Source organism: Pandoraea sp. B-6, from assembly GCF_000282835.1.
GTDB lineage: Bacteria > Pseudomonadota > Gammaproteobacteria > Burkholderiales > Burkholderiaceae > Pandoraea > Pandoraea cepalis.
Map to the genome: position 1 here is coordinate 16,899 of NZ_KB290534.1, position 26,511 is coordinate 43,409.

General features: G+C 64.4%; 23 protein-coding genes. 11 read left to right on the forward strand and 12 right to left on the reverse strand.

What is annotated here, in order from left to right:
- From A985_RS25615 to A985_RS0114685, 5 genes are all read left to right on the forward strand, one after another.
- Positions 1 to 1,166: 3-oxoacyl-ACP reductase (locus A985_RS25615; RefSeq protein WP_017234155.1), on the forward strand; the 1,166-nt coding region annotated here is incomplete at its 5' end.
- Positions 1,167 to 1,168: 2 nt separating this feature from the next.
- Positions 1,169 to 2,116, forward strand: a complete 948-nt coding sequence (locus A985_RS25620; protein WP_083902318.1) for a MaoC/PaaZ C-terminal domain-containing protein — start codon at positions 1,169 to 1,171, stop codon at positions 2,114 to 2,116.
- Entirely contained in the window at positions 2,113 to 3,432 is a 1,320-nt protein-coding gene (locus A985_RS0114675; RefSeq protein ID WP_017234157.1) for an acetyl-CoA C-acetyltransferase, read from the forward strand. Before A985_RS25620 ends, A985_RS0114675 begins: the two co-directional genes overlap by 4 nt.
- A gap of 117 nt (positions 3,433 to 3,549) precedes the next feature.
- Positions 3,550 to 5,265: a long-chain-fatty-acid--CoA ligase gene (locus tag A985_RS0114680; RefSeq protein WP_017234158.1), complete on the forward strand. Its 1,716-nt coding sequence runs from the start codon at positions 3,550 to 3,552 to the stop codon at positions 5,263 to 5,265.
- Positions 5,266 to 5,279: 14 nt separating this feature from the next.
- On the forward strand, positions 5,280 to 6,278 hold the full coding sequence (locus A985_RS0114685) for a DUF1571 domain-containing protein (protein WP_017234159.1): 999 nt from the start codon (positions 5,280 to 5,282) through the stop codon (positions 6,276 to 6,278).
- 184 nt (positions 6,279 to 6,462) lie between these two features.
- Here A985_RS0114685 and minE read toward each other — a convergent pair whose 3' ends face one another.
- The 3 genes from minE to minC are packed head-to-tail and all read right to left on the reverse strand — an operon-like array spanning position 6,463 to position 8,338.
- Complete coding sequence (gene minE, locus A985_RS0114690) at positions 6,463 to 6,717, reverse strand: cell division topological specificity factor MinE (protein ID WP_017234160.1); 255 nt, start codon at positions 6,715 to 6,717, stop codon at positions 6,463 to 6,465.
- Positions 6,718 to 6,726: 9 nt separating this feature from the next.
- Positions 6,727 to 7,542, reverse strand: a complete 816-nt coding sequence (minD, locus tag A985_RS0114695; RefSeq protein WP_017234161.1) for a septum site-determining protein MinD — start codon at positions 7,540 to 7,542, stop codon at positions 6,727 to 6,729.
- 43 nt (positions 7,543 to 7,585) lie between these two features.
- Positions 7,586 to 8,338, reverse strand: a complete 753-nt coding sequence (gene minC, locus A985_RS0114700) for a septum site-determining protein MinC (RefSeq protein ID WP_017234162.1) — start codon at positions 8,336 to 8,338, stop codon at positions 7,586 to 7,588.
- A 349-nt stretch (positions 8,339 to 8,687) separates the two neighbouring features.
- Here minC and A985_RS0114705 point away from each other — a divergent pair, with 349 nt between their 5' ends.
- Complete coding sequence (locus A985_RS0114705; protein WP_017234163.1) at positions 8,688 to 8,876, forward strand: hypothetical protein; 189 nt, start codon at positions 8,688 to 8,690, stop codon at positions 8,874 to 8,876.
- Positions 8,877 to 9,347: 471 nt separating this feature from the next.
- Here the strand turns inward: A985_RS0114705 and A985_RS0114710 are convergent, their stop codons facing one another.
- Positions 9,348 to 10,061 (reverse strand): SDR family oxidoreductase, encoded by a 714-nt coding sequence (locus A985_RS0114710; RefSeq protein ID WP_017234164.1) that lies wholly within the window; start codon positions 10,059 to 10,061, stop codon positions 9,348 to 9,350.
- Between the two features lie 184 nt (positions 10,062 to 10,245).
- Here A985_RS0114710 and A985_RS0114715 point away from each other — a divergent pair, with 184 nt between their 5' ends.
- On the forward strand, positions 10,246 to 11,151 hold the full coding sequence (locus A985_RS0114715) for a LysR family transcriptional regulator (protein WP_017234165.1): 906 nt from the start codon (positions 10,246 to 10,248) through the stop codon (positions 11,149 to 11,151).
- Between the two features lie 60 nt (positions 11,152 to 11,211).
- On the opposite strand, the gene A985_RS0114720 is transcribed toward A985_RS0114715, so the two are convergent.
- On the reverse strand, positions 11,212 to 11,814 hold the full coding sequence (locus tag A985_RS0114720; protein WP_017234166.1) for a TetR/AcrR family transcriptional regulator: 603 nt from the start codon (positions 11,812 to 11,814) through the stop codon (positions 11,212 to 11,214).
- A 224-nt stretch (positions 11,815 to 12,038) separates the two neighbouring features.
- Here A985_RS0114720 and A985_RS0114730 point away from each other — a divergent pair, with 224 nt between their 5' ends.
- Positions 12,039 to 12,743, forward strand: a complete 705-nt coding sequence (locus A985_RS0114730; RefSeq protein WP_017234167.1) for an SDR family oxidoreductase — start codon at positions 12,039 to 12,041, stop codon at positions 12,741 to 12,743.
- 96 nt (positions 12,744 to 12,839) lie between these two features.
- Here the strand turns inward: A985_RS0114730 and A985_RS0114735 are convergent, their stop codons facing one another.
- The 3 genes from A985_RS0114735 to A985_RS0114745 all read right to left on the reverse strand — a co-directional run bounded on the left by A985_RS0114735 (position 12,840) and on the right by A985_RS0114745 (position 16,724).
- Positions 12,840 to 13,757, reverse strand: a complete 918-nt coding sequence (locus A985_RS0114735; RefSeq protein ID WP_026131992.1) for a recombination-associated protein RdgC — start codon at positions 13,755 to 13,757, stop codon at positions 12,840 to 12,842.
- Positions 13,758 to 13,835: 78 nt separating this feature from the next.
- Positions 13,836 to 14,303: a DUF1854 domain-containing protein gene (locus A985_RS0114740; protein ID WP_017234169.1), complete on the reverse strand. Its 468-nt coding sequence runs from the start codon at positions 14,301 to 14,303 to the stop codon at positions 13,836 to 13,838.
- 18 nt (positions 14,304 to 14,321) lie between these two features.
- On the reverse strand, positions 14,322 to 16,724 hold the full coding sequence (locus A985_RS0114745) for an ABC transporter ATP-binding protein (RefSeq protein ID WP_017234170.1): 2,403 nt from the start codon (positions 16,722 to 16,724) through the stop codon (positions 14,322 to 14,324).
- Between the two features lie 297 nt (positions 16,725 to 17,021).
- Here A985_RS0114745 and cphA (A985_RS0114750) point away from each other — a divergent pair, with 297 nt between their 5' ends.
- Both cphA (A985_RS0114750) and cphA (A985_RS0114755) read left to right on the forward strand, forming a co-directional pair.
- Positions 17,022 to 19,652 (forward strand): cyanophycin synthetase, encoded by a 2,631-nt coding sequence (gene cphA, locus A985_RS0114750; RefSeq protein ID WP_026131993.1) that lies wholly within the window; start codon positions 17,022 to 17,024, stop codon positions 19,650 to 19,652.
- Positions 19,653 to 19,804: 152 nt separating this feature from the next.
- Positions 19,805 to 22,381, forward strand: a complete 2,577-nt coding sequence (gene cphA, locus A985_RS0114755; RefSeq protein WP_017234172.1) for a cyanophycin synthetase — start codon at positions 19,805 to 19,807, stop codon at positions 22,379 to 22,381.
- Positions 22,382 to 22,434: 53 nt separating this feature from the next.
- Here the strand turns inward: cphA (A985_RS0114755) and A985_RS0114760 are convergent, their stop codons facing one another.
- The 4 genes from A985_RS0114760 to A985_RS0114775 are packed head-to-tail and all read right to left on the reverse strand — an operon-like array spanning position 22,435 to position 25,571.
- A complete protein-coding gene (locus A985_RS0114760) occupies positions 22,435 to 23,610 on the reverse strand; it encodes a radical SAM protein (protein ID WP_017234173.1) in 1,176 nt (391 codons plus the stop codon).
- 25 nt (positions 23,611 to 23,635) lie between these two features.
- The gene (locus tag A985_RS0114765; protein WP_017234174.1) at positions 23,636 to 23,998 is read right to left on the reverse strand and encodes a hypothetical protein; all 363 of its coding nucleotides are present in this window, start codon (positions 23,996 to 23,998) and stop codon (positions 23,636 to 23,638) included.
- Positions 23,999 to 24,030: 32 nt separating this feature from the next.
- Entirely contained in the window at positions 24,031 to 24,588 is a 558-nt protein-coding gene (locus tag A985_RS0114770; RefSeq protein WP_017234175.1) for a DUF6445 family protein, read from the reverse strand.
- A gap of 5 nt (positions 24,589 to 24,593) precedes the next feature.
- Positions 24,594 to 25,571, reverse strand: coding sequence for a hypothetical protein (locus A985_RS0114775; protein WP_017234176.1), 978 nt, complete (start codon positions 25,569 to 25,571; stop codon positions 24,594 to 24,596).
- A gap of 247 nt (positions 25,572 to 25,818) precedes the next feature.
- Here A985_RS0114775 and A985_RS29300 point away from each other — a divergent pair.
- The coding region (locus A985_RS29300) for a glutamate-rich protein 5 (RefSeq protein WP_232424627.1) at positions 25,819 to 26,511 on the forward strand (693 nt) is incomplete at its 3' end.

Below are 26,511 nucleotides of genomic sequence, written 5' to 3' on the forward strand. Positions count from 1 at the left end.
CCAACCAGGCGGGTACGATGAGCGGACGCTTCAATCCCAGCGAAGGCGTACGTGCCAAGGCGTTGCTGTTCGATGCGAGCGCCATCGCCAGCACCGACGGGCTCAGCGCGCTCTATACGTTCTTCCATGACACCCTCGCCTGCCTCGACCGATGCGCCCGCGTGCTCGTGCTGGGCGTGCCGCCCGCGCTGGCACCGACACCCCAGGCCAGCGTGGCGCAGCGCGCGCTCGAAGGCTTCGTGCGATCGCTCGCCAAGGAACTCAAGCGCGGGGCCACGGCGCAGTTGCTCTACGTCGCGCCGCACGCTCGGGACGCCCTGCACTCCACGCTGCGCTTCTTTCTCTCGCCGCGCGCCGCCTACGTAAGCGGTCAGGCCATCACCCTGCAAGCGCCGGTATTCACAACGCCGCCGACTCACGACGATCGTCCACTCGCCGGACAGGTCGCCGTTGTGACAGGCGCGGCGCGCGGCATCGGCGAAGCGATCGCCACCGTGCTGGCACACGACGGCGCGCATGTCGTGTGCGTCGACATCGCGCAAGCACAGAGCGCGCTCGAGGCTGTGGCGATGCGTCTCGACGGCAGCGCGCTCACGTGCGACATTGCCGCGCCCGAAGCGGGGGCGACATTGCTCGCGCATCTGGCCACGCATGCGCCACGCGGCCTTGACATCCTCGTGCACAACGCCGGCATCACGCGCGACAAGACGCTCGTGCGCATGAGCGAAGCGCAATGGCAGAGCGTGCTCGACATCAATGTCGGTGCGCCGCAACGCATCAATCAGGCGCTGCTCGATGCTGGGGTGCTGCGCGCCAACAGCCGGATCGTCGGTGTGGCGTCGATCAGTGGCATTGCGGGAAATCGGGGGCAGACCAACTACGCGGCGTCGAAGGCGGCGGTGATTGGCATGATCGAAGCCTGGTCGCCGGTGCTCGCCGAGCGCCACATCAGCATCAATGCCGTCGCTCCCGGCTTCATCGAGACGCAGATGACCGCCGCTGTGCCGTTCGCCATTCGCGAAGCCGGGCGCCGGATGAACTCCCTCGGCCAGGGCGGCCAGCCGGTCGACGTGGCGCAGGCCATTGCCTGGCTGGCGCACCCCGCATCGGGCGCATTGACCGGACAGGTGGTGCGCGTGTGCGGCCAGAGCCTGCTAGGTGCATGACCATGCCCAACGACCGCCCTCGCGAACCGCTTGGCAAGGCGTTGCCGTCGGACGCCGGGCTCGCCCCGATCGACGTCACACGCCTGCCCTCCCCGCACACGCTGTTTCTGCGGGCACTGCTCTCGTCCCGCAAGCCAGCGAACGCGCAACGGCTCCCACCCTTGGCATTCGCGCGACGCAATGTCACGCTCGACGCCGACGCCATCGCCCGTTACGCGCGCTTGTGCGGCTTCACCGCGGCGCACGGGGTGCCACCCACGTGGCCGCATCTGCTCGCCTTCCCGCTGCATATGTTGCTGATGACCGACCGCGCATTTCCGTTCGCCATGCTCGGCATGGTGCATCTGGATAATCGCATTCGTCAGCACGCTTCGCTCACGCCGGGAGAGCGGCTCGATCTGGATGTCCGGTGCGGCCCGCTGTTCGCCCATGACAAGGGACAGGTCTTTACGGTCCTCACCACGGCGCGACGCGATGGGGTTGTCGTGTGGTCGGGAGAGAGCGGATACCTGCGCACCGGTGTGCCCGACCCGCTCGGCGCACCGTATCGCGCCGCGTTGGGCGCCGACCCATCGCTCGCGAAGACCGCCGCATGGCATGTGCCGGGCGACCTTGGCCGCCAGTACGCGCGGGTGTCCGGCGATTACAACCCGATCCATCTCTGGCCGGTCACGGCCCGGCTGTTCGGCTTTGCGCACCCCATCATTCACGGCATGTGGAGCTTCGCCCGAAGCCTAGCGGCCGTGTTACCGGCCGACGCGCCCTGCCTCGATCTGCTCGTGGAGTTCAAAAGGCCGCTGCCGCTGCCGGGCGATGTCACGCTCTGGCGCGATGCTTGCGGCGGCGCCTTCGAATTGCGCGACGCGGCAGGCACGGTGCCCCATCTGCGCGGACGGTGGCAACACGCGCCGACCGTGTCGTCTTCCCCCCTCGACCCGGACCCTTCATGAGCGCCTTCACGCCTACCGCGCCGCCCCCCGCCTTGCGCCGCGTTGCCATTCTCGGCGGCAACCGCATCCCGTTTGCGCGCGCCAACACGGCATATGCCACGGCGTCAAATCAGGACATGCTCACCGCCGCGATTCAGGGACTCGTCGACCGGTTTGCGCTGCATGATCAGCGCCTGGGGGAAGTCGCCGCGGGGGCCGTGCTCAAACACGCGCGCGATTTCAACCTGACGCGCGAATCCGTCCTGTCGACGACGCTCGCCCCGCAAACGCCCGCCTACGATGTTCAGCAAGCGTGCGGCACGGGCCTCGAGGCCGCCATCCTGACCGGCAACAAAATTGCGCTCGGCCAGATCGACGTGGCGATCGCCGGCGGGGTCGACACCGCCTCGGACGCCCCGATCGCCGTGAACGAGACACTGCGCAGGATTCTGCTGGAGGCCAACCGACAGCGCAGCGCTGGGGGCAAGCTCGGTGCGCTAGCGAAGGCGCGTCCCGGCATGTTGTTCAAGCCGGCGCTACCTCGTAACGGCGAACCACGCACCGGGTTGTCGATGGGTGAGCATTGCGAGCAGATGGCCAAGCGCTGGCAAATCGAGCGCGCCGCACAGGACGAACTCACGCTCGCGAGCCATCAACATCTGACCGCCGCGTATGAACGCGGGTTCTTCCTCGATCTGATGACGCCGTTTCGCGGCCTGCAACGCGACAACAACCTGCGCCCCGACGTCACGCTGGAGACCTTGAACGCCCTCAAGCCGGTGTTCGATCGCAGTGCCGCGGGCACGCTCACGGCGGGCAACTCGACCCCGCTGACGGACGGCGCCTCGTGCGTGCTGCTCGCGAGCGAAGACTGGGCACACGCGCACGACATTCCCGTGCTCGCTTATCTGACGTACTCGCAAACCGCGGCCGTCGACTTCTTTCATCCCGATGAAACCCGGCGCGAAGGACTGCTCATGGCGCCGGCGTACGCCGTGCCACGCATGCTCGCCCAGGCCGGCCTCACGCTGCAGGACTTCGACTTCTACGAAATTCACGAGGCGTTCGCGGCGCAGGTGCTTTGCACATTGAAAGCGTGGGAAGACCCGCAATACTGCCGCGATCGGCTGGGCCTCGCCGCGCCGCTGGGCACCATCGAGCGGCAGCGGCTGAACGTGAATGGCAGTTCGCTTGCCTGCGGGCATCCGTTCGCGGCCACCGGTGCACGCCTGCTTGCCACCCTCGCCAAACAGCTCGCCGAGCGTGGCGGCGGGCGTGGCCTCATCTCGATTTGCGCGGCCGGCGGACAAGGCGTGGTCGCCATGCTGGAACGATAACGCAGACGACGTTACAGGGGCAGTCACAAGCACGGCCCCGCCGCAGCAGGCGAGTCGCCAACAGAGCCACCGCCTGATCTCGGGTGCCCGTGCCAAAAGACCTCAAGGGAGACAACGATGGACTCAGCTGTTCAGCACGAACGCGTGTGGCTAGATGCTTACCCGCCTGGCGTTCCCGCCGACATCGATACGACACGCTACACGTCGCTGGTGCAGGCGTTCGACGAATGGATCGACAAGTACCGCGAACGCATTGCGTTCGTGAGTCTGGGGAGCGAAATCACCTATGGCGAGGTCGCCCGCCAGGCGTATGCCTTTGCCGCGTGGCTGCAAGCCCACGGCGTGCAGAAGGGAGAGCGCGTGGCGCTCATGATGCCCAATTGCTTCCAGTACCCGATCGGCCTGTTCGGCACGCTGATCGCCGGGGCCGTGGTCGTCAACGTCAATCCCCTGTACACCGTTCGCGAACTCAAACATCAATTGCAGGACAGCGGCGCACGTACGATCGTCGCGTTTGAGAACTTCGCGAAAACCGTGCAGGACGCGATCCCTGGCACCGAGGTGCGCCACGTGCTCGTCACGCAGATCGGCGACTTGCTCGGCACCGGCCTGAACGTCAAGGGACGCCTCGTCAACTTCCTCATGCGGCGAATCACGAAGCAAGTGCCGCCCTACGATCTTCCGCAGGCGATCCCGCTGCGCCGAGCGCTCGCCGAGGGCGCAAAGCACACGCCTGCGCCGGTGCCCCTCGCGCGCGACGACCTCGCCTTCCTACAATACACGGGGGGCACGACCGGCGTGGCCAAGGGGGCGATGCTGACGCACGGGAACGTGCTGGCCAACCTGTTGCAAACCGAGGCATGGGCCGCCGGCCAGCTCGACGGGGACATCGAGGTGAATCTGTCGCTGCTGCCCATGTATCACATCCTGTCGCTCACGGTGAACTGCCTGGTGTTCATGAGCCTGGGGGGGCGCAACATCCTGATTGCAAATCCGCGCGATGTGAAGAAAGTCGTCTACATCATCCGCAACGAGACATTCACCGGCGTCACGGGCGTGAACACTCTGTTCAACGGTCTGCTCGAGAACCAGGACTTCTGTGCGCGCGACTTCTCCCGGCTGAAGCTCTCGCTTGCCGGTGGCATGGCAACGCAACGTGCCATTGCCGAGCGATGGAAACAGGTCACCGGCAAGCCGATCATCGAGGGCTACGGCCTCACCGAATGCTCGCCCATCGTCACGATGAACCCGGTCGACCTCTCGCATATGGACGAGGTCGATTTCACCGGATCCATCGGTCTGCCCGCCCCGTCGACCGACGTGCGCTTCAAGCGCGATGACGGCACGTGGGCCGATCTCGGCGAGCCGGGGGAGTTATGCGTGCGGGGGCCGCAAGTCATGCGCGGCTATTGGCAGCGCCCGGAAGACACTGCCAACACGTTCGACGCCGACGGCTGGCTGATGACAGGTGACGTCGGCGTGATGGACGCGCGCGGTTACGTACGGCTCATCGACCGCAAGAAGGACATGATTCTCGTGTCGGGTTTCAACGTCTACCCGAACGAAATCGAGGACGTCGTGATGCTTCACCCAGGGGTTCGGGAAGCCGCGGTGGTCGGCGTGCCCGATCCGGTTGCCGGCGAGCGCGTAAAGCTCGTGGTCGTCGCAAAAGACCCCGGGGTAACCACCGAGATTTTGCTCGCCCACTGCCGCGAACACCTGACGGCGTACAAGGTGCCGCGCATCGTCGAATTCCGTGACGGCGAACTGCCCAAGTCGACCGTCGGCAAGATTCTGCGGCGCGAACTGCGCGCGCCGCTCGGTCACGCGTAAGGGAGACGAACAACATGCCCAAGCACCACGCGTTTCACGCCGGCCGCCTCGGCCGCGTCGCACTAGCCATCGCCTTGACACCCACGGTGCTCGTTGCCGGCGCGCTGAGTGCGTCGAATGCCCTCGCCCAGAGCAACGTCTCGTCGGATGCAGGCCTATCGGCCGTCACGTCCTCCGCCCCTGCGGCACCGCCCACGCCCCACGCGACGGCAAACACCGCTGTCGCGGATGCCGAGGTCGCCAAGCTGGCCGCCATGCCTGTCGCCGCGCAAGCCCAATGGCTGTCCCACACGATCAAGTCCGGCGAGTTGGCGAAGCTGAGCGACGACCGGATCGTCGCTCGCATGCAGGCGATCCACGCCGACGCGCTCGTGCGGTTTCTGAAGACGGAGTCGGCCGCGCTGCCCGAATACCAGTACGAGCTAACACGTCATGAACGTATCAATGACCAGTGGCAAACCACGCCCGACCGCATGCTCGTGAAGATTCGCGAGACGCCGTTGCAGATCTATGCGAAATGGCTGCCGGGCGGCGCCCACGCGGGTCAGGAAATCATTTATGACGAGACGAAGAATCTCAAGGAGATGTACGGCCATCTCGGTGGCATTTTCGGCTTCGCATCGATCTGGAGCAGTATCGACGGCCCGCTTGCGCGCTCGCAGTCCAACCACACCGTGCGCGATCTGGGCTTCGCGTTCATTGCCGAGCGAATTGCGCATGACGGCCGCAGCTTCCACGCCGAAGGACTCCCCGCGACGCCCGCAAGAATTTCGGTATCCGAATCGAATGGCATGCGCGTGCTAGCTCTGGAATGGGACGCCCCCGCCGGTCCACCGCAACATTACGCGTACAAGTCGCGCGTGCTGCTCGACCTGACGACCGGTCGTCCGCGCGGTATCGAAGCGTGGAATGCGTCGGGACAGAAGGTCGAGGAAATGCGCTTCGAGAAGGTGCGCAAGGCCTCGTGGACCGACGCAACGTTCGATCCGAAAAATCCCGACTATAAGTTCTGATTGCCCACTTGATGTCGGCGACGACTGGCACCGGTGGATCGCATCGGTGTGACGGTGCGCGACAAATGAACGACGAAAGCCCGCTGCCTCTGAACGGAGGTGGCGGGCTTTCGCCCATGCGCACATCGGATGCCGGCATCCGCGAGGTCGCGAGCTCGCAGCAACGCCGGCCTGCCGGGGCCGATCAGGTCTGCGGCAGTTCGATCTTCACTTCGAGCACTTCCAGGTTGTCCTGGTGCTCAACGCTGACCTTGATGTCGTCTTGTGCGATCTTGACGTACTTGGAGATGACGGCGACCAGCTCACGTTGCAACGCCGGCAGGTAGTCCGCCGGCGGCGACGAGCCCGCGCGTTCGTGCGCCAGAATGATCTGCAGGCGCTCTTTGGCGACGGAAGCGGTCTTTTTCTTCTCCCCCAGGAGGAAAGACAGGAATGACATGGGCACTCCTTACTTCGAGCCGAAAATACGCTGCAACAGTCCCGGCTTTTGATAGTCGGTAAAGCGCATTGGCTTGTCTTCGCCCTTGAAACGGCTCACCACGTCGCGATACGCGTCAGCCACGTCGGTGCCGTCGAGATGAATGGCCGGCGTGCCCTGGTTCGAGGCATGCAGCACAGACTCCGACTCCGGAATCACGCCGATGAGCTTGATTCGCAGGATTTCCTGAATGTCGTCGAGCGACAGCATCTGACCGTCGTTGACCCGCTTCGGGTTGTAACGCGTGATGAGCAGGTGCTCCTTGATCGGCTCGCCGCCTTCGATGGCGCGCTTCGTCTTCGACGAGAGAATGCCCAGAATGCGGTCCGAATCGCGCACCGACGACACTTCGGGGTTCGTCACCACGAGCGCCTCGTCGGCGAAATGCATGGCGAGCAGCGCGCCCGATTCGATACCGGCCGGCGAATCGCACACGATGTATTCGAATCCCATGTCGGCCAGATCCTTGATGACCTTCTCGACGCCGGCTTGCGTGAGGGCGTCCTTGTCGCGCGTCTGCGACGCGGGCAGGATGAACAGGTTCTCGCAGGCCTTGTCCTTGATGAGCGCCTGATTGAGGTTCGCTTCGCCTTGAATCACATTGATCAGGTCGTACACGACGCGGCGCTCGCAACCCATGATGAGGTCGAGATTGCGCAGGCCGACGTCGAAATCGATGACTGCCGTCTTGTGCCCCTGCAAGGCGAGGCCGGCGGAAAAGCTGGCGCTGGTCGTCGTCTTGCCGACGCCACCCTTGCCAGAGGTCACCACAATCACTTTTGCCATCTGTCGATGCCTTCCCAAACTTGAGGATGAATTTAGCTACGAATCATTTGAGCCCGAGGGGCTCGAAAATCAGTTTGTCGTCTACCAGCCGCACCTGCACCGAACGCCCCTGCACATCAGGCGGCAGTGCATGCTCACCGGTCCGGTAGATACCGGCGATGGAAATCAGCTCGGGCTCGAGGCAGGTACAGAAGATGCGAGCATCGAGCTTGCCCTTCACGCCTGCCAGCGCCCGCCCCCGCAGCGGTGCGTAAATGTGGATATTACCTTCCGCGATCACCTCGGCCCCATAACTGACCAAATCGAGGATGATCAGATCGCCCTTCGCGTAGACCTGCTGGCCCGAACGCAACGGCTTGTCGATGATGGTCGAAGGGACGGCAACGGCGTCAGGCACCACCGGTTCCGATACCGCCTGGGCTGGCTCGACCGCCGTCTCGGCTGGCGCCTCGCTCTCCCGGGCCGGACGCGACAGGCGCCGCTCGTGGCTGTCGAGCCGTGGCAGTCCTTCCACCACCGCCCACTCGGCTTGCTCGGCGTTGGCGACCACCCCGATCGGCTTCATGCGGAATTCGGCCAGCATGTCGGCCAACGCGGGCACGGCAACGCGCTCGTCGCCGGTCAGGCGTCGAACGTCGATGGCGACCGTGTCGCCGGCAAAAAACTCCGGGGTCGCTTCGAAACGTTGCGACAGTTCGGTGCGCAGCGTCTCCAGTTGCGGCGTCTTGACCACGAAATGCAGGGTATCGATGGCACCGCTGCGTAACTCGAAGTACGGGGTTTTCTTTTGCGGCATGTCAGGTTGTTGTGCGCGAATTGCTGGCAAATTGGGCCATTCTACCGTCCCTTGACGAGACGCCAACCGCAAATCAACGGGTCGCCTCCGTCATTGACGGGAAAATCACCGTTATCGCATTGCAGCATTTTGTATCATGAACCAACGGTTCCGACAGTAAGGAACGGGGGCTGCTGACATGCCAGTGACATGAGGAAGGGCTATGCTGGCAGTGGGAAAGTGTCGTAAGAGACGTGCTGCGAAGCAGCATCGAAAGTGCGAATTTTGTCGCGCAAGTGCCATATTCGTGACCTATCCTTAAATTCCCTGACGAGGGACCCCCTGTGGAACCGCAAACCGGGAGACGACGATGCTGAGTCATCATGAATTTGCCACCCTGATGCTGGTCAAGGACGCTCCTGAGCAAGTGGAGCATGATCGCCTGGACCTCGAGTCATTGCTCGAAAGCAAATTGATCGAATGGGAAGAGTTGGCGTCGGGTGAGAAGTCCCCGCGACTGACCGTCCAGGGCAAGTATGTCCTTCAGGCCGTTGCCTGAGCGCCCAGCCTGCTGTTGAGGTGTCCGTAAGATGTAAAAGCCCGCCGGAAGGCGGGCTTTTCATTGGGTGAGGGGATCGCCCCCTCGATACCTGCGCGCTCAACCGTGCCGGACGTCCCGAGAGTGACGCCGCCACGTGTGTCGCGCCGCCGGATGCTCCCGGCACCAATTGCGATCAACGAGCCACGCAACCGCCGCGCCGACGACCAGCACGATGATCAACATGGCAATCAAGCTCCCTGTCAGCATAGCGGCCTCCTAACTTCGACATGGCGGGATGGCACGCTTTCATTCTAGGCAATCCCTATCGAAATAGGTACCCGAAAGTGATCCGGGTATACCGTGTTTGCGCGACATCAAGCGCCTCGACATCATCGCGTTGCTCACCTGCTGCGACGCAACATATCGTTCGCTTTTCAATGGCATTTTTGCCGTCGAGACGCAGGATTCGCATCGTCGAGAGGCTCGCCGTCAGGCGATCGCACCGCCCGCGTCGATCAGCACGGTCGAACCCGTGGCACTCGGCGTGCCCGCCAGATAAAGAATCGTGTTGGCCACGTCCTCCGCAGCGACCACACGGCGCGCGGGCAAGCGCTCCGCCGCGTTGCGATACATCGCCTCGCGATCGGCCTCTGACAGCTTGTCCCATAGCGGCGTGACGGTGAGCCCCGGCGAGACGGTGTTCACACGCACGGGTGACAGTTCCAGTGCCAGCCCTCGCGCCAGCGCCTCGATGGCGGCGTTGATTGCGCCTTGAACGACCGACGACGTGCTCGGGCGCACGCTCAGAAAGCCCGACGTCAGCGTGAGCGAACCGCCGTCTTCAATGCGCGCATAGCGCGCGACGTGGTAACTGCCCCAAAACTTGCTGTCAAAGGCGGCATGCGCGTCGTCCAGCGAGAGCTTGCGCACCTGCCCGGTCGGGGTTTGCGCGGCCGAGACGACCACGTGTTGCCAGGGGGCGTGGTCGGCGAAGCACCGTTCGACGGCAGCCGCGTCTTCCGTGTCCAGTACCAGAGCGCGGGCGGTCGGGCCTAGCGTGGCAAGCGCGTCGGCGAGCTTCGCCTGACTACGCGAGGCAATGGTCACGGCCGCGCCTGCCTTGGCGAACGCCTGGGCGGCGGCACGACCAATGCCGGAGCTGCCGCCGATGACCAACACACGCTGACCTTCGAAATTGAACATGATGAAACTCCTGAAAACGATCGGAACGAGGGCGGAATCGCGCCACCTGCCGGTGGCCGCCGGTGGATTGACCGTCCAGCCCCGGCACGCGATGTCACGGCGCTATTGTGATACTCATCTCATGGAACGATAATCCCGTTGAAAACTGAATGACTATCTACAATTCATTGAGAATCTGCACAAGATGATCGACCAGACGCTGGATCTCACCGTATTCGACCGTGTCGTTACCACGGGCAGCATGTCGGCCGCCGCGCGGGAGATGGGGCTGTCGCTTGCCGTCGTGAGCAAGCGGCTCGGGCTGCTCGAGCAGCGCCTTGGCGTTCGCCTGCTCAATCGCACCACCCGCAAACAGGCGCTCACCGACGAAGGGCAGGTGTTTCATACGTGCTGCCAGCGAATCCTCGCGGAAATTGCCGAGACCGAGCGGCTGATGACGCGACAGGCGGGCACCGTCGGTGGCGTGCTTCGCATCAGCGCGCCGCGCGCCTTCGGCCGTCGTCATCTGGCGCCGCTGCTGGTCGCGTTTCGCGAACGGCATCCCGCCCTGAAAGTGCATCTCGAACTCAGCGACCTATGGGTCGATCTGGTCGCGCACGGCATCGACGTGGCCATCCGCGTCGGCACCCTGCCCGATTCCAGCCTCGTCGCGCAGGAACTCGCCCCGAACTACCGCGTGCTGGTCGCGTCTCCGACCTATCTGGCTCGGCGTGGCACGCCGCATGACGCTGGCGATCTGCAACAGCATGACTGCATTCTGTTCGGCCACGCGCCGCACGGCGACTGGCGATTCGTGTGGCAATCCGAAACGTTGCGCATCCAGGTCCGCGATACCTACGTTGTCGACGATGGGGATACCGCGCACGAATTGGCGCTGCACGGTGCGGGCATCACACAGAAATCCATCTGGGACGTGGGGGACGATATCCAGGCGGGACGTCTTGCGCGCGTATTGCCCTCGCTGCAAATGCCGGCGTCGCCGCTGCATGCCGTGTATCCGCACAGCCGGCATCTCGCACCGCGCACACGCGCCTTCGTTGACTTTCTACGGGACGGGTTGCGCGCCGCATGGCGCTGGCCCCAGCACTAGGGATTCACGCATTGCGCAGCGTCTGGCGTGCCTCCCCCACGGCGCGCTGCCTCGCGGCTTTCACTTGACGCCGTCGGTGTCGCGTCCGTTGAGCGCGTCACGTCCGGCGGCCAGCAATGCCTCCGAGAGCGCCGGATCTGCGCTGACGACCGCGCGCGACAGCACGAGCGTGCCCACCATTTGCGCGAAGCGCGCCATCGCCGCCCGATTCGCGTGCGCCCGACTCAGGCCTTGCTCGATACCGGCCTGCGTCATTCGCTCGATCATGTCGGCCAGCCCCTTCGCGTACCATGCTTGCGCTTCGTCGCCGATGCGCGGGGCATCCCCCGCAAATCCAGCCATCGGGCAGCCACACGCCACGTCATCGCGGTGCGCCATCGACAGATACCGCTCGACGCGCGCCGTGGGCGACAACACCGCCTCCGCCGCCGCGTCGCCGCCTGCCAGCAACCCGTTGCTCGCCGCCACCGCGCGCGACATCACGGCCGCAACCAGTGCGTCCTTCGACTTGAAGTGGTTGTAGAAGCCCCCCTGCGTGAACCCCGCGGCCTTCATCAGCGCCGTCAGCCCCACGGCGTCAACGCCGTGCTCACGAAACAGCCGTTCCGCCGCCGCGACGATCGCCTCGCGGTTTTCCGCAGCCTGCTCTCTTGAAATTCCCATCCCCCGCTCCTCAGGACTCGCAACGCTCGTCCAGACGCGCTCTCACCATCGAACTATCGTCGTCATCGACAAAGACAATGACGATCACCATTGACATATCGATGCCAGACTCGGCACAATGCGTCAACGATGACGATTACGATCACCATCGTCATGAAGTATAACCCAACGCTCACGTCTTCCACAGGGTCGACGTGACTCGATGACCCTGCTGGAGTTCTGAAATGAAGATCAAAGATGCCGTGGTATTCGTGACCGGCGCCAACCGTGGCCTGGGATTGGCGTTTGCGAAACAGGCGCTCGAACGTGGCGCGAAGAAGGTGTACGCCGGGTCGCGCGATCCGTCGAAGGTCACGCTGCCGGGGGTCATCCCGGTCAAGCTCGACGTCAACGACCCGGAGGCGGTGGCGGCTGCGGCAAGTCTGGCGGGCGACGTCACGCTGCTCATCAACAACGCGGGGATTGCACGCCTCACCGAAGGGCTGACCGGCCCGGGCGCCACCGAGCTGCTGCGCGAGACGCTGGAGACGAACCTGTTCGGCGTACTCGGCATGACGCAGGCGTTCGCCCCGGCCCTGGGACGCAACGGCGGTGGCGCACTGCTCAATGTCCTGTCGATCGTGAGTTGGATCAGCGCAGACGCGCTGCCTGAATACTCCATCACGAAGTCGGCCGCGTGGTCGCTGACCAATGGCTTGCGCAACGCGTTGCGTGCCCAAAATACGCAGGTGGTCGGTTTGCACGCAGGTTACATCGATACCGACCTGACTCGGGGGTTCGACGCCGACAAGCTCGACCCGGCCGACGTGGTGCGTCAGGCTTACGACGCCATCGAGGCAGGCGAAGAGGAGGTCTGCGTCGACGAAGGCACGCGACAAGTCAAGCAAGCGCTGTCGCTGGGCGTGTACCTGCAGGAACCGGCGGCGTAGCCACCAACGCTCAACCCGGCACGCCACGAAAAAACGCCGCGACACCCTCAGGGGCCTCGCGGCGTTCGTCGTTCTGCGGCGAGCGACGCCTGCGCGTCAGGCGGCCTTGTCCATCTGACCCATTTGACGCTCGCCGCCCAGCGCCTCGACCAGATCGTCGAGCATGCGGGCGAGCTCACCGGTCATGAGCGCGATGTCGGCGTCGAACTTCTCGGCTTCGCCTTCGGCCGTCGGATCGGCGGCATCCTTGATGACGTCGAGCGGCGTCACACGTTTGATGACGAAAGCGTCGGTCAGCACGAAGGAGATCCGGTCGTTCCACGTCATCGCCAGCCTGGTGCAGCGCTTGCCAGCCTCGATATGCTGACGCACGTCCGCCCCGTCGAGTGGGTGGCGCACATAGCGCACTGCCGCCTTCTCGTCGGTATTCGAGCGCAACTCCACGTCCTGGTCGACGGTGAAGCCGCCCGGCGCGTCATTGCCCGCGAGCCACGAGGTCATCATTGCCACGGGCGCCTCGTTGAGTTCCACGTTCTCGAGCGTGATGTCGAGCGTCTTGAGGAGCAGGCTGCGCACTTCGTCGGCCTTGGCGGGCGACGCGGCGTCGATCACGAGCCAGCGATTGGCCGGGTCGATCCACACGCGCGTGTCGCGGCGAATGCCGAATGCACGCGGCAGCAGTTCGTCGGTGACCTGCTCCTTGAGCTCACGCATCTGCTTGCGGCCCGGCTTGAAGCCTTGCTGCTCTTCCAACTCGACCGCCTTGGCGCGCGTGACCTGATTCACGACGGTGGACGGCAGCAGCTTCTTCTCGGCACGATAGGCGAGCAGAAACTGACGGTTGATGCTGTGCACCAGTTCGCCCCCCTCACGCGGCGGCGCCCAGCCCTGCACTTGCATTTCGAGGCTACCGCCTTCGCAGAAGGCGTGCTTCTCCAATGCCGTTTCCATTTGCGCGACGCTCATGGACCAACCGGCAGGAATTCGGTGCAACTGAAGATTCTTGAACCACATCGGCATCACCGCAAAAAGCAAAAGCCGAGATTTTACCAGTGCCGGGCGGCACGGCGAAATTCGGCAACGCGCATCGTGTCAGAGAAAGCGATCGAGGATCTTCCGGCTCGGCTTGTCGAGCGTGCCGGTGTCCCGAATCAGGAAGTGAATACCGTGGTTATCGGTAATGAGCAACGTCTGCCCGCCCAGGCGCCGAATGTCCTCTTCGCCGCGCAACACGAACGCCGCCTCGCCGCGATTCGTCTCGACGGTCCATGTGCTGGGCGTCGCGTAGGTCGAAACGCTCTTGATGCGCAACACCTCCGGCATGAATTCGCGTGCGGCGAGTTCGTCCTGCAACAGCGCGCGCATCGCGGCGGGCAGTCCGTCGAGCGAGTCGAGCCAGACCAGTTCGCGCCCCTCCTGACTCACAAGCGCGAGGCCGTCCTGCGGCGCCGCAATCGGAAACGCGCGCACGGGCACCACGCCTTCATGAGAGACGCCAGCCGCGTCGGTCAGCACCAGGCGGCCGAAGGCGTTACGAGACAAGGTGAAATCAATCTGCATGAGTGTCTTCGCGAACGTTCAGTTGGCGGAAAGCGGCTGGGCCGGTGCCGCGGTCACGGCCGCCAGCACGGCGGCGGCTTCGACCGTCTCGAGTGCCGCGTCGATATCCGTGTCGACGTTGCGTTGCTGGGCCTGGTACAGCGTGTAGTAAGCGCCTTCGCGGGCCATCAGCGCATCGTGGTTGCCCACTTCGACGATCTTGCCGCGATCGAGCACCACCAGCCGGTCGGCCTTGCGCAGCGTCGACAACCGGTGTGCAATGGCGATCGTCGTGCGGCCCTTGACGAGGTTGTCCAGCGCTTTCTGAATTTCCTTCTCGGTGGCCGTATCGACCGACGACGTCGCCTCGTCGAGAATCAGGATGCGCGGGTCGATCAGCAGGGCGCGAGCGATCGAGATGCGTTGACGCTCGCCGCCCGACAGCGCCTGTCCGCGCTCCCCGACAAGCGAATCGTAACCGTGCGGCAGACGCAGGATGAACTCATGCGCGTGTGCGGCGCGCGCGGCCGCCACGATCTCGGCGCGCGTCGCCTCCGGCTTGCCGTAGGCGATATTCTCGGCAATGGTGCCGAAGAACAGAAACGGTTCCTGCAACACCAGACCGACGTTGCGGCGGAAGTCCGATACCGGCAACGCGCGAATGTCCACGCCGTCGATCTGGATCGAACCTTCGGACACGTCGTAGAAACGGCAGATCAGGTTGACCAGCGTGCTCTTGCCCGAACCGCTGTGCCCCACCAGACCGATCATCTCTCCCGGCGCGATGCGCAGGTCCATGCCCCGGATCACCGCTCGGTTGCCGTAGCGGAAACCGATGTCGCGCAGATCGATGGCGCCCTTTACTTCCTTCAGGTGCACCGGGTTGACCGGCTCGGGAACGTTCGAGACGTGATCGAGAATATCGAAGATGCGCTTCGCACCGGCCGCGGCCTTCTGCGTGACCGACACGATACGGCTCATCGAATCGAGACGCGTGTAGAAGCGGCTGATATAGGTGAGGAACGCGGTGAGCACCCCGACGGTGATCTCGTGCTTCGAGACCTGCCAGATGCCGAAGATCCACACGACGAGCAGCCCCACCTCGGTGAGGAACGTGACCGTCGGCGAGAACAGCGACCACACCTTGTTCACACGGTCGTTGACCACCAGGTTGTGACGATTGGCTTCCTTGAAGCGCGCGACCTCGCGGTTTTCCTGAGCGAATGCCTTCACCACGCGAATGCCCGGAATGGTATCGGCCAGCACGTTGGTGATTTCCGACCAGATCCGGTCGACCTTCTCGAAGCCGTGGCGCAAACGGTCACGAACCAGATGGATCAGCCAGGCGATGAACGGCAGTGGCAACAGCGTGACGGCAGCCAGCCAGGGATTGATCGACACCAGAATCACCGACGTCATGACGATCATCAGCACGTCGGTGGCGAAGTCGAGCAGGTGCAGCGAGAGGAACACGCAGATGCGGTCGCTTTCCGAGCCGATACGCGCCATCAGGTCGCCCGTGCGCTTGCCGCCGAAATACTCCAGCGAGAGGCGCAACAGATGCGAGTATGTCGCGGTGCGCAGATCGGCACCGATGCGCTCCGACACCTTGGCCAGCAGATACGTACGCGCCCAGCCCAATATCCAGGCGACCACGCCCGCCCCCATCAGGCCCGACAAATAAATTCCCACCAGGTGGTAATCGATCGGCTTGCCGTTCTGGAACGGGATCAGCACGTTGTCCATGAGCGGCATCGTCAGATACGGCGGGATCAACGTGGCCCCGGTGGCGCAGAGCGTGAGCAGGAAGCCGGCCAGCAACTGGAAGCGGTATGGCCGCGCGAACCGCCACAGGCGCAGCAATGCCCATGTCGACGGTGGGGGCTCGACTTCCGGGTTGCATTGCGGACACTCGTCGGCACCCGGCGGCAGTTCCGCCTGACAGATCGGGCAGGTGCCCACTTCGTTCGGTACCTCGCTGGCGGTATGGCCCGCCACCCGCGCGTCGCGCTGCCGTAACACCGTGTCCAACAGCGTCAGCGCGGCCGGATTATGGCCCAGCGTATAGCGCCAGCTCGCCAGCTTTTCGCGCGCGTCGCACAATTCCAGCGTCCCAACGCCCGCATGATCGGTATGTGTCAGCGACAGGTCGGCGCGATAGGGCCACGACTGCCAACCCGGCTGGCTGCCCGTTTGCGCATGCGCGTCTCGACGCGCGTCGAGCGCCAGGATCCGGCGCTCGGTCGCAACCACCACGCCATGCGCGAAATGCAGTTGTGCGTCGAGATCGACCGTCAACCAGGTCAGTACGGTTTCGTCGTCGGCCAGTTGCGAAGCGACGTCGGAATACCAGGACTCGGCAGCCGCGCCGGAAGGGCCACCCTCGAAAGGGGCAGTCGGGGCCGCCGCGGGGGGCGCTGTCGAAGTGGGGATGTCGGTCATTGCTGCGGCAGACGTGTCCTCAAGGGGCGGACATCGAGGCAAACGAGGAAATAGCGAGGCGGACTTTCCCTGTCAGTCCGCGAAATTGCCGCAAGTATAACCACAGCGACGCCTTTTGCGGCGTGGAGTTCCGCGATGACACGGTGCAGCATGGAAATATTGTTGCGACGGTCAACCGTTTACGGATTCTTACGTTAAGTAACCAGTTAACTGCACGAGCGCAAGCGGCCGTGCCGCCTGAAAGCGGCCTGACCAGCTTCTCCGAACCCCGCCTTGATGCGTGAATTTGCCTTGAGTATGAAAAAGAAAGACATTGAGATTTTCGATGTCCTGTCGCTGCGCGGCCCGAATATGTGGACATATCGGCCGGTGCTTGAGGCATGGGTCGATATCGGCGAACTCGAAGCGTTCCCGTCCAATAAGATCCCTGGATTCCCCGAGCGACTGTCGGCATGGCTGCCGTCCCTCGTCGAGCACCGTTGCAGCATCGGCGAGCGCGGCGGCTTCCTTCAGCGCCTGCGTGAAGGTACCTGGCCCGGCCATATTCTCGAGCACGTCACGCTCGAGCTGCAAAACCTCGCCGGCATGCCCGGGGGCTTCGGCAAGGCGCGTGAAACCCCGATCTCAGGCGTCTATAAAGTGATCGTGCGGGCCTGGCACGAAGAGGTGACCCGCGCCGCGCTGTTCGCGGCCCGCGATCTGGTCATGGCGGCCATCGAAGACCGCCCCTACGATGTCGATGCCGCAGTGGAAACGTTGCGCGGCCTGGTCGACAAACACTGCCTCGGCCCAAGCACGGCGTGCATTGTCGACGCCGCCGACGACCGCGACATCCCCCACATTCGTCTGTCCGACGGCAATCTGGTGCAACTGGGCTACGGTGCCGCCGCCCGTCGCATCTGGACCGCCGAAACGGACCGTACCCCCGCGATCGCCGAGAGCATCTCGCGCGACAAGGATCTCACGAAGCAACTGCTTGAATCGTGCGGCGTGCCCGTGCCGGAAGGCCGTCTGGTCGAGAACGCCGACGATGCGTGGGAAGCCGCCGAAGACATCGGCCTGCCGGTCGTCGTGAAGCCATACGACGGCAACCACGGCCGCGGCGTGTTCATCAATCTCACCACGCGCGACGAAGTCGTCACGGCATTCGAAGTCGCGCTGGAAGAGGGCAGCGGCGTGATCGTCGAGCGATTCGTGCCGGGTCTGGAACACCGTCTGCTGGTCGTGGGCGGGCGCGTCGTGGCTGCGGCCATGGGGGAACTGGCCACGGTGGTCGGCGACGGCCAGCACACCGTCTCGGAACTCATCGAATTACAGATCAACAGCGACCCGCGCCGCGGCAGCGCCGAAGATCAGCCGCTCAATCGCGTGCGCATCGACTCGTCGGCTCGCCTAGAACTCAAGCGCCAGGGCTTCGACGCCGATGCCGTGCCGCCCGAGGGCAAGAACGTGCTGATCCAGCGCAACGGCAACGTCGCGTTCGATGTCACCGACCGCGTGCATCCGAGCGTGGCGGCGCATGCGTCGCTGGCCGCCCGCATCGTCGGTCTGGACATCGCCGGCGTCGATCTTGTGGCGGAAGACATTTCGCGCCCGCTGGTCGAACAGCGCGGCGCCATCGTCGAAGTCAACGCCGGCCCGGGCCTGCTCATGCATCTGAAGCCGGCCGATGGCGCGCCGCGTCCAGTCGGCCGCGCCATCGTCGACCATCTGTTCCCCGATGGCGACGCCGGGCGCATTCCGGTCGTCGGCATTACCGGCACGAACGGCAAGACCGTGACCGCGCGCCTGCTCACGCACCTGCTGCAACTCGCGGGCGAGCGTACCGGCCTCGCATGCAGCGACGGCCTGTTCCTCGACAAGCGCCTGGTGCAAGCCGGCGACCGTGCCAACTGGGACGCCGCGCACCGTGTCCTGATGAATGCCAGCGTGACGGCAGCCGTCTTTGAGAACGACAACACCGCCATCCTCTCGGAAGGCCTCGCGTACGACCGCTGCCAGGTCGGTATCGTGACGAACATCGACCGGCCGGATCATCTGGGCCAGTATTTCGTCGAAGACGTCGACCGGATGTTCAGCGTATTGCGCACCCAGATCGACGTGGTACTGCCCGACGGCGTGGCCGTGCTCAACGCGCGCGATCCGCTCGTCGTGGAAATGGCTGAGCTGTGCGATGGCGACGTGATCTTCTTCGGGCTGGATGAACACCTGCCGGCCATCGTGGCGCATCGCGCGGCGGGCAAGCGCGCGGTGTTTGTGCGCAATGGCGATGTCATGCTGGCCAACGGTACCGAGGAAACCACGCTCGGCGCGACGGCCACGATGCCGCTGACCTATGCCGGCCGTGTCGGCTTCCAGATCGAAAACGTACTCGCGGCTGTCGCAGCCGCCTGGTCGATGGGCGTGACGCTCGACGTCCTGCGCACCGGCGTGACCACGTTCGACGTGGGGCAGGTCGACGCCCCGGGCCGCTTCACGCTGTTTGAAAAGCAAGGCGCGACGGTCATTGTCGACGACGCCCATAACGCCCCGGCGCTCACGGCGCTGGCCGCGGCACTGGCGACCCTGCCCGCCGAGCGGCGCATGGTGGTGTACGGCCCCGGCGTCGACCGGATGGACGACGACCTGCAAGCCGAGGGCAAACTGCTGGCCCAGACGTTCGATCAAGTCATGCTGTGCGATGACCTCAGCGTCGAGCGCAAGCGCCCGCTGGCCGAGTCGCGTGCGCAACTGCGCGCGGGCATCGACGCCGAGCGCAAGGTGCAGGTGATCGACGCCGGCGAGCGACGTGCCGCTGCCGAAGCGGCGCTCGCCCAGCTCGTGAGCGGTGACCTGCTCGTGTTGCAAGCCGACGAAGGCGGACCGGCCGCGATGCTCGATCTGGTGCATCAGTGGATGGGCCAGCCGATGCGTGCGCTGGCGGCCTGACCGACGTGAGCCGCGAGTGGCGGCGTGCAGGGTTATCTGCCGCCGTCCCCTCGCGTATTTAGCCCGTTACCGAATACCCAAGCCACAGTCGTTTTTCTCGCCAACCCACCGCCATACAGGGACGCGAAGTGGACAGACAGGGATTGCAATTTATGGAAGTCTCCCGTATCCGCGCATTGCGCGGGCCCAACCTCTGGAGCCGTCACACCGCCATCGAGGCGATCGTGACGTGCACCGATCTGGAATACTCGATCGGCAATCTGGCCGGTTTCGAGGCTCGCCTGCGTGCACGCTTTCCCGAACTGCCCGCGCTGACGCCTGACGCCAAAGAGCGTCCGGTGTCGCTGGCAGACGCCCTCGCCACGACGGCCCTGCATCTGCAGGCCGCTGCAGGGTGCCCGGTGACATTCAGCCAAACGACGCAGACCATCGAACCCGGTACGTTCCAGGTGGTGGTGCAGTACAGCGAAGAACCTGTCGGACGCCTCGCCTTCGAACTGGCGCAGCAACTGATCCACGCCGCCCTCGACGACGGCCCGTTCGACCTGGCCGATGCCCTCTATCGTCTGCGCGATCTCGATGAAGACGTGCGCCTCGGCCCGTCGACCGGCTCGATCGTGGATGCCGCCGTCGCACGCGGCATTCCGTATCGCCGCCTGACCGAAGGCTCGATGGTGCAGTTCGGCTGGGGCAGCAAGCAACGCCGCATTCAGGCGGCGGAGACCGACCGCACGTCGGCCGTGGCCGAGTCGATTGCGCAAGACAAGGATCTAACCAAGACGTTGCTGCACGCCGCCGGCGTGCCGGTCCCGCTGGGCGGCACCGTGCGCGATATCGAAGCCGCGTGGAAGCTGGTGCAGGATATCGACGCGCCGGTCGTCGTCAAACCGCGTGACGGCAACCAGGGCAAGGGCGTGGCCGTGCGTCTGCGCACGCGTGAAGAGATCGAGAAAGCGTTCGAAGCCGCGCAGGACATCAGCCGCGACGTCATCATCGAGCGCTACATTCCCGGGCACGATTTCCGTTTGCTCGTGATCGGCAACAAGCTGGTCGCGGCTGCCCGCCGCGATCCGCCGCAAGTGACCGGCGACGGCGTGCACACCGTGCGCCAGTTGGTCGAGACGGTCAATGCCGATCCACGCCGTGGCGAAGGCCATGCGACCTCGCTCACCAAGATTCGTTTCGACGACATCGCACTCGCCACGCTTGCCAAGCAGGGGTTGAACGCCGACTCCGTGCCAGCGGCCGGTGCGCGAATCGTGCTGCGCAACAACGCCAACCTGTCGACCGGCGGCACGGCCACCGACGTGACCGACGACGTCCATCCGGAAATCGCCGCGCGCGCCATCGCCGCTGCGCAGCAGGTGGGGCTGGACATCGCCGGTGTCGATGCCGTGTGCGAGACCGTCATCAAGCCGTTCGAAGATCAGGCGGGCGGCATCGTGGAAGTCAACGCCGCGCCGGGCCTGCGCATGCACTTGCAGCCGTCTTACGGCAAGGGCCGCGCAGTTGGCGAAGCCATCGTCTCGACGATGTTCGACGACGGTGACGATGGCCGCATTCCGCTCGTGGCCGTCTCCGGCACGAACGGCAAGACCACCACGGTGCGCCTGATTGCCCACCTCATCGGCCAGCAAGGCCTGCGCGTGGGCATGACCGGCACCGACGGCATCTATATCAGCGGCCAGCGCATCGACACGGGCGATTGCAGCGGCCCGCGCAGCGCGCGCAACGTACTGATGCATCCGGACGTGGATGCCGCCGTATTCGAAACCGCGCGTGGCGGCTTGCTGCGCGAAGGCCTGGCCTACGACCGCTGCGATGTGGCCGTGGTGACCAATATCGGCATGGGCGACCACTTGGGCCTGTCTTACATCAACACGGTGGAAGACCTCGCCGTGCTCAAGAGTGTGATCGTGCGCAACGTGGCACCGCGCGGCATGGCCGTACTCAATGCCGCCGATCCGATGGTGGCGCGCATGGCCGACGCCTGCCCGGGAGACGTGACCTTCTTCGCCATGGACATTGCACATCCGGTTCTGGCCACGCATCGCGCGAAGGGCAAACGCGTGGTCTATGTCGACGGCGGCAATATCGTGACGTGTCACGGCGGCAACCAGACCCGCTACGCGCTCGCCGCGATTCCGCTCACGCGCGGCGGCAGCATCGGCTTCCAGGTCGAGAACGCGATGGCGGCCATTGGTGCGGCCTGGGCGCTGAATCTCGATCCGGCGACGATCCGGGCCGGGCTGGCCACCTTCGTGAACGACGCTGGCACCGCGCCGGGGCGCTTCAACGTGTTCGACTACCGCGGCGCGACCGTGATTGCCGACTACGGCCACAATCCGGACGCCATTGCCGCGCTTGCGCAGGCGGTCGAGACGATGCCGGCGCGACGCCGTTCAGTCGTGATTTCCGGCGCGGGGGACCGTCGTGACGAGGATATCCGCCGTCAGACACAGATCCTTGGCGATGCGTTCGACGACGTGCTGCTCTACCAGGATCAGTGTCAGCGCGGCCGCGAAGACGGCGAAGTGCTGGGTCTGTTGCGCGAAGGTCTGGTCGGCGCGCGACGGGCCAGCCACATCGACGAGATTCACGGCGAGTTCGTGGCCATCGACACGGCGCTCGCGCGCCTGCAACCCGGCGATCTCTGCCTGATTCTCATCGATCAGGTCGACGACGCCCTCGCGCACCTCTCGGAACGTGTGGCGCAGGCGAGTTCCTGAACACGCTTTCGCACCGTTGAGCCAGGCAGGGCTGAGTTCGATGTTTCACAGACTCAGCCCTTTGGGTTTGCAGTGAGCGAGATCGGAGACGTCACCCCCTGCACCCGCGCCCTGACGTGGCGATAAAAGCCCAGCAGCGCGTGACAATAAAAACTGGGATTGTCGTAACTGCGCCCGTCGAATCGATGGGCAACGTATCCCCCGCCGCACGCCGCAAATGCCTCGCATTGTTGGCAAGCCGCATGGGGCTCGGGGTAGCGAGTGCGCGCGTAATCGCTGCAGGCCTGCAACGGGTGAGACGTGAGGTTGAACCCCGTGTGGGTGGCCCCCTCCTCGCAGATGGCGAGCACGTCGAGCAAGCGATAACTGCCATCGCTCTCCACGACGACGATCGGCGCAAGCGCCCCGCCAAAGGCATCGAGTTCCGAGCGACGACCGAGCACGCCGCGAATGAACGTTTCGAAGATGCGTACGCTGAAGCCCGGATCGTCGATGGCAAGCCAGGCATCGAACCCTCGACACAGGAAGCTGAGCAGCCGAGCGTGCGTGTACGCCTGAATGTGACGGGGCGGTGCTGCGAAATTGGCATCGGGGAGCAGGAAGTCGATGGCCGTCAGTCCGAGCGACCGAAAGTAATCGAGCATGCGCACCGGGTCATGATTCGGATCGATCACCGCCAGCACCCCATTGAAGACCCGCTGCGATGCGCGATGCGCAAGGCATCGCAGAATCGCCTGCTCGACGCGCTCGCCCGTACCTTGTCGCGCGAAGTCGTACCGATGCCGGTCATGCATGTCGGGCGGCCCATCGCAGCTGATGCCCAGGCTCGCGTCGTACCGCGCGTAAAGATCCAGCCAGTCATCGTCGATCAACACGCCGTTGCTCTGTGTAATGATGGCGAGGTCCGACGCCGGCAGGCGCCGTCGCAAGTTCGAGAAGAAGCGCTCGGTATGGGATTTGCCGAGCAGCAGCGGCTCACCCCCGTGAACCTCCAGCGTCATGCGCCCCGTCGGAAACGCACTGCGATGTTCCGCCAGACGCGTTACCAGCACATCGAGGTGGGACGCGTGCAACCGCTTCGGCCGCTCGCGCCAGCCCTGATCGACACCGTGATACATGTAGCAATAGCGACAGTCGATATTGCAACGCTCGGCGACCTTGACCATCACCAACAGATCGCCGTTAGCGTTAGCGTTGCCGTGCGCCGTCGCGCCGGGTGAGGTCAGCATGGTGCGGGACGACGCGCGGCGCCGCTCACTTGCGCTTGCCGGCCGCCGGCGGCCCGTTTTTGGCGGACTCGCTCTCGGCTCGCGGCGCCATCAGCTTCGTGTGTGCCGCGAAGACGGCGGAGTCGTCCGGTGCGCGCGCCATTTCCGCCCTGACCGACGCGATGATCTTTCCGCCTTGGGCAGGATCTTCGTCGCGGTAGTGCACCAGAATTCCCGGCAAACCCGGCACGCCCTCCAACGCAACGTACCGGTCACTGGACGACACGGGCACTACACGATAGAGCGGCACGGCCGCCATCTCATGTCCGAACGCCGATTTGATCTCTGCTGATTGCGCCTCGCTCAGGTCGAGCGAACCCACTGGGAAGAAGAGTTCCGAAGCCGTCATGAAAGTACCTCCGATCGAAAGGAAGGGGAACGTCAATACTGCGTGTTGAAAAAGAACGTTTGAAACAGGCGCCCGTTCTCCTTGCAGTCGCCGAAATGCCCCTGGCTCGCGTGAAACCGTCTACCGCGAAACAGGATGAGGCGATTGAAGCGATTCGCGATGCGGTCGGTCATCTCCCAGCGCTCCCATGCGGCGGCATCGGCGTCGCAACGTTGCCGCTGGTCGTCGTCTTCGGGGTAGAGGTCGAAGCCGGTGTCGATATGCTGGAAGAAGGCCGTTCCTGCCGTCGGTGGTGCGTCGGGCGTGAGATAGACCACGCCGGACCACACTGTGGTGTGGTCGGCATGCACCCACGTGATATCGCGCTGCACGCTGTATTGAAACGCACCGTTGTAGGTGTCGACCGGCCAATAGGTGATGGGAGACTTCACGATGTCCTGGATTGCCGACGTGACGCCGTCGTGAAGAAACGCCTCGGTACGCGCACCGGGATAGTTTCCCTTGACCGCGAAGGTCTGCTTCAACGCGAAATCGCGCACGTCGGCGGGATCGCGATAGAAATTGTCGGTCACGATGATGGAGTCGTGCATGGCGCTCACTTTGGCGTAGCCGGTTCGTCGCGCTGGCGCCCTCGTACAGCGGCCTCCCCCGGGACATTGTCAGCGTCGCGTGAGGTCGCCGTCTCGGGCGCATCCGGCAGCATTCGCTCGCGCACCCATTGCAGTTGCTCGGCGGATATCTCCGGACGATCGACTTTGCCAAACCCCGTGCGTCGATCGTAGAAGCCGGCGCGAATCTCCTTCGACACCTCGTAGATGTGGGGATTGAATCCTTGCACGTCATAGAGATGCTGCTCCACCACCCCGATCAGCTTGCAGTTCGATGTGTTGCCCGCCATGGCCGTGGGTTGCCAACCGGCGTCCCGGATCCACTGCATCTGCTCGGCCTCGCTCAGCCCTCGCGCGAGCAAAGGCGAGGCACAGAAGAAGCCGTTGTCGGCGTCACGCTTCGTGAATCCGCTCACCGGATACGCCAGCGGCGGAAATCGGTGTCCACTGAGAATGAGTCGGACACCGTACGTTCTGCACGTCTTTGCCATCGCCGCGAACACGCCGCCGATGCACGAGGTACACGGAATCTTGCCGGAACTGGACGCCAGCGATTCGCGGGCCACCTGGCGAATGTCGATCGTCTCGATCACCAGCTCAACGCCAAAGCGCGCGCAGAATGTCCTCGCGTTGTCCTTGACCTCATCGGGAATGAAGCCGTTGTCGACGAGCACGGCGATGGGGCGCAAATGCAACTCCTTTACAGCAAGGAGCAGCGTGAGCGCACTGTCCTTGCCCCCGGAATAGGCCACTACGGCGTCGGGCGTGCCTTCGCCGCGACAGGATTGCACAACGTCCAGTAGACGGCGCTGCGTGTAGTCGCCACGAGCAGCTTCTGCCGCGAACGCGTGACAGGCCTGACAAATGCCGTCGGCTTCGATATGCACGCCAGGCAAGTCTTCGGTGAGCAGGCACCGGGCACAGTAGCGATCGACGGCAACGCCGATGCCAGTGGAAGGTTCCACACGGAGTCTGCGTAACGGCGCGCCGGTCGCGTTGAACAATCGCGAGCGCTGTTCTGCTGATAAAGGTAAGAGCGTTGACGACATGACAGCGGCTCCCATGCCGGGTGCCCGCCGGGGCACCCGGAATTCGCGACTCGACGCACAACCGGTTCGAGCCGCATCACACGCAAAAGACACAAGCCGCCGAGAACCTCTGCGGTTTCGCGCCCGTGTCCGACCAAGGTGTCACGTCGAATCAGTGGAGTCCTTGCGAGCCTTGCATGCCTTGCGGACCTTGTATGCCCTGAGCGCCTTGCACGCCTTGCGGGCCCTGCATACCCTGAGCGCCTTGCACGCCTTGGCCGTGCTGATACCCTTGCGGACCCTGCATGCCCTGGACGCCTTGCATACCTTGCGGACCCTGCACGCCCTGAGCACCTTGCATACCTTGCGGGCCCTGCATACCCTGAGCGCCTTGCATACCTTGCGGGCCCTGCATGCCCTGGACACCTTGCATACCTTGTGGGCCCTGCACGCCCTGGACACCTTGCATACCCTGCGGTCCCTGCATTCCCTGGACACCTTGCATACCTTGCGGACCCTGCACGCCCTGAGCACCTTGCATACCTTGCGGGCCCTGCATACCCTGAGCGCCTTGCATACCTTGCGGGCCCTGCATGCCCTGGACACCTTGCATACCTTGTGGGCCCTGCACGCCCTGGACACCTTGCATACCCTGCGGTCCCTGCATTCCCTGGACACCTTGCATACCTTGCGGACCCTGCACGCCCTGAGCACCATGCATGCCCTGCGGTCCCTGCATGCCCTGGACACCTTGCATACCTTGCGGTCCCTGGATGCCCTGAGCACTTTGCATACCTTGTGGACCCTGCATGCCTTGCATACCCTGCGGTCCCTGAATGCCCTGGACACCTTGCACACCTTGTGGACCCTGCATGCC

Bases quoted from the DNA above. Each gene is read 5' to 3' on its own strand.
- minC (WP_017234162.1), bottom strand. From the start codon at position 8,338: ATGCCGCAAAAGAAAACCCCGTACTTCGAGTTACGCAGCGGTGCCATC.
- A985_RS0114705 (WP_017234163.1), top strand. From the start codon at position 8,688: ATGCTGAGTCATCATGAATTTGCCACCCTGATGCTGGTCAAGGACGCT.
- A985_RS0114715 (WP_017234165.1), top strand. From the start codon at position 10,246: ATGATCGACCAGACGCTGGATCTCACCGTATTCGACCGTGTCGTTACC.
- A985_RS0114685 (WP_017234159.1), top strand. From the start codon at position 5,280: ATGCCCAAGCACCACGCGTTTCACGCCGGCCGCCTCGGCCGCGTCGCA.
- A985_RS0114720 (WP_017234166.1), bottom strand. From the start codon at position 11,814: ATGGGAATTTCAAGAGAGCAGGCTGCGGAAAACCGCGAGGCGATCGTC.
- A985_RS0114735 (WP_026131992.1), bottom strand. From the start codon at position 13,757: ATGTGGTTCAAGAATCTTCAGTTGCACCGAATTCCTGCCGGTTGGTCC.
- A985_RS0114680 (WP_017234158.1), top strand. From the start codon at position 3,550: ATGGACTCAGCTGTTCAGCACGAACGCGTGTGGCTAGATGCTTACCCG.
- minD (WP_017234161.1), bottom strand. From the start codon at position 7,542: ATGGCAAAAGTGATTGTGGTGACCTCTGGCAAGGGTGGCGTCGGCAAG.
- A985_RS0114730 (WP_017234167.1), top strand. From the start codon at position 12,039: ATGAAGATCAAAGATGCCGTGGTATTCGTGACCGGCGCCAACCGTGGC.
- A985_RS25620 (WP_083902318.1), top strand. From the start codon at position 1,169: ATGCCCAACGACCGCCCTCGCGAACCGCTTGGCAAGGCGTTGCCGTCG.
- A985_RS0114770 (WP_017234175.1), bottom strand. From the start codon at position 24,588: ATGCACGACTCCATCATCGTGACCGACAATTTCTATCGCGATCCCGCC.
- A985_RS0114760 (WP_017234173.1), bottom strand. From the start codon at position 23,610: ATGCTGACCTCACCCGGCGCGACGGCGCACGGCAACGCTAACGCTAAC.
- A985_RS0114745 (WP_017234170.1), bottom strand. From the start codon at position 16,724: ATGACCGACATCCCCACTTCGACAGCGCCCCCCGCGGCGGCCCCGACT.
- minE (WP_017234160.1), bottom strand. From the start codon at position 6,717: ATGTCATTCCTGTCTTTCCTCCTGGGGGAGAAGAAAAAGACCGCTTCC.
- A985_RS0114740 (WP_017234169.1), bottom strand. From the start codon at position 14,303: ATGCAGATTGATTTCACCTTGTCTCGTAACGCCTTCGGCCGCCTGGTG.
- cphA (WP_026131993.1), top strand. From the start codon at position 17,022: ATGAAAAAGAAAGACATTGAGATTTTCGATGTCCTGTCGCTGCGCGGC.
- A985_RS0114710 (WP_017234164.1), bottom strand. From the start codon at position 10,061: ATGTTCAATTTCGAAGGTCAGCGTGTGTTGGTCATCGGCGGCAGCTCC.
- A985_RS0114675 (WP_017234157.1), top strand. From the start codon at position 2,113: ATGAGCGCCTTCACGCCTACCGCGCCGCCCCCCGCCTTGCGCCGCGTT.
- cphA (WP_017234172.1), top strand. From the start codon at position 19,805: ATGGAAGTCTCCCGTATCCGCGCATTGCGCGGGCCCAACCTCTGGAGC.
- A985_RS0114765 (WP_017234174.1), bottom strand. From the start codon at position 23,998: ATGACGGCTTCGGAACTCTTCTTCCCAGTGGGTTCGCTCGACCTGAGC.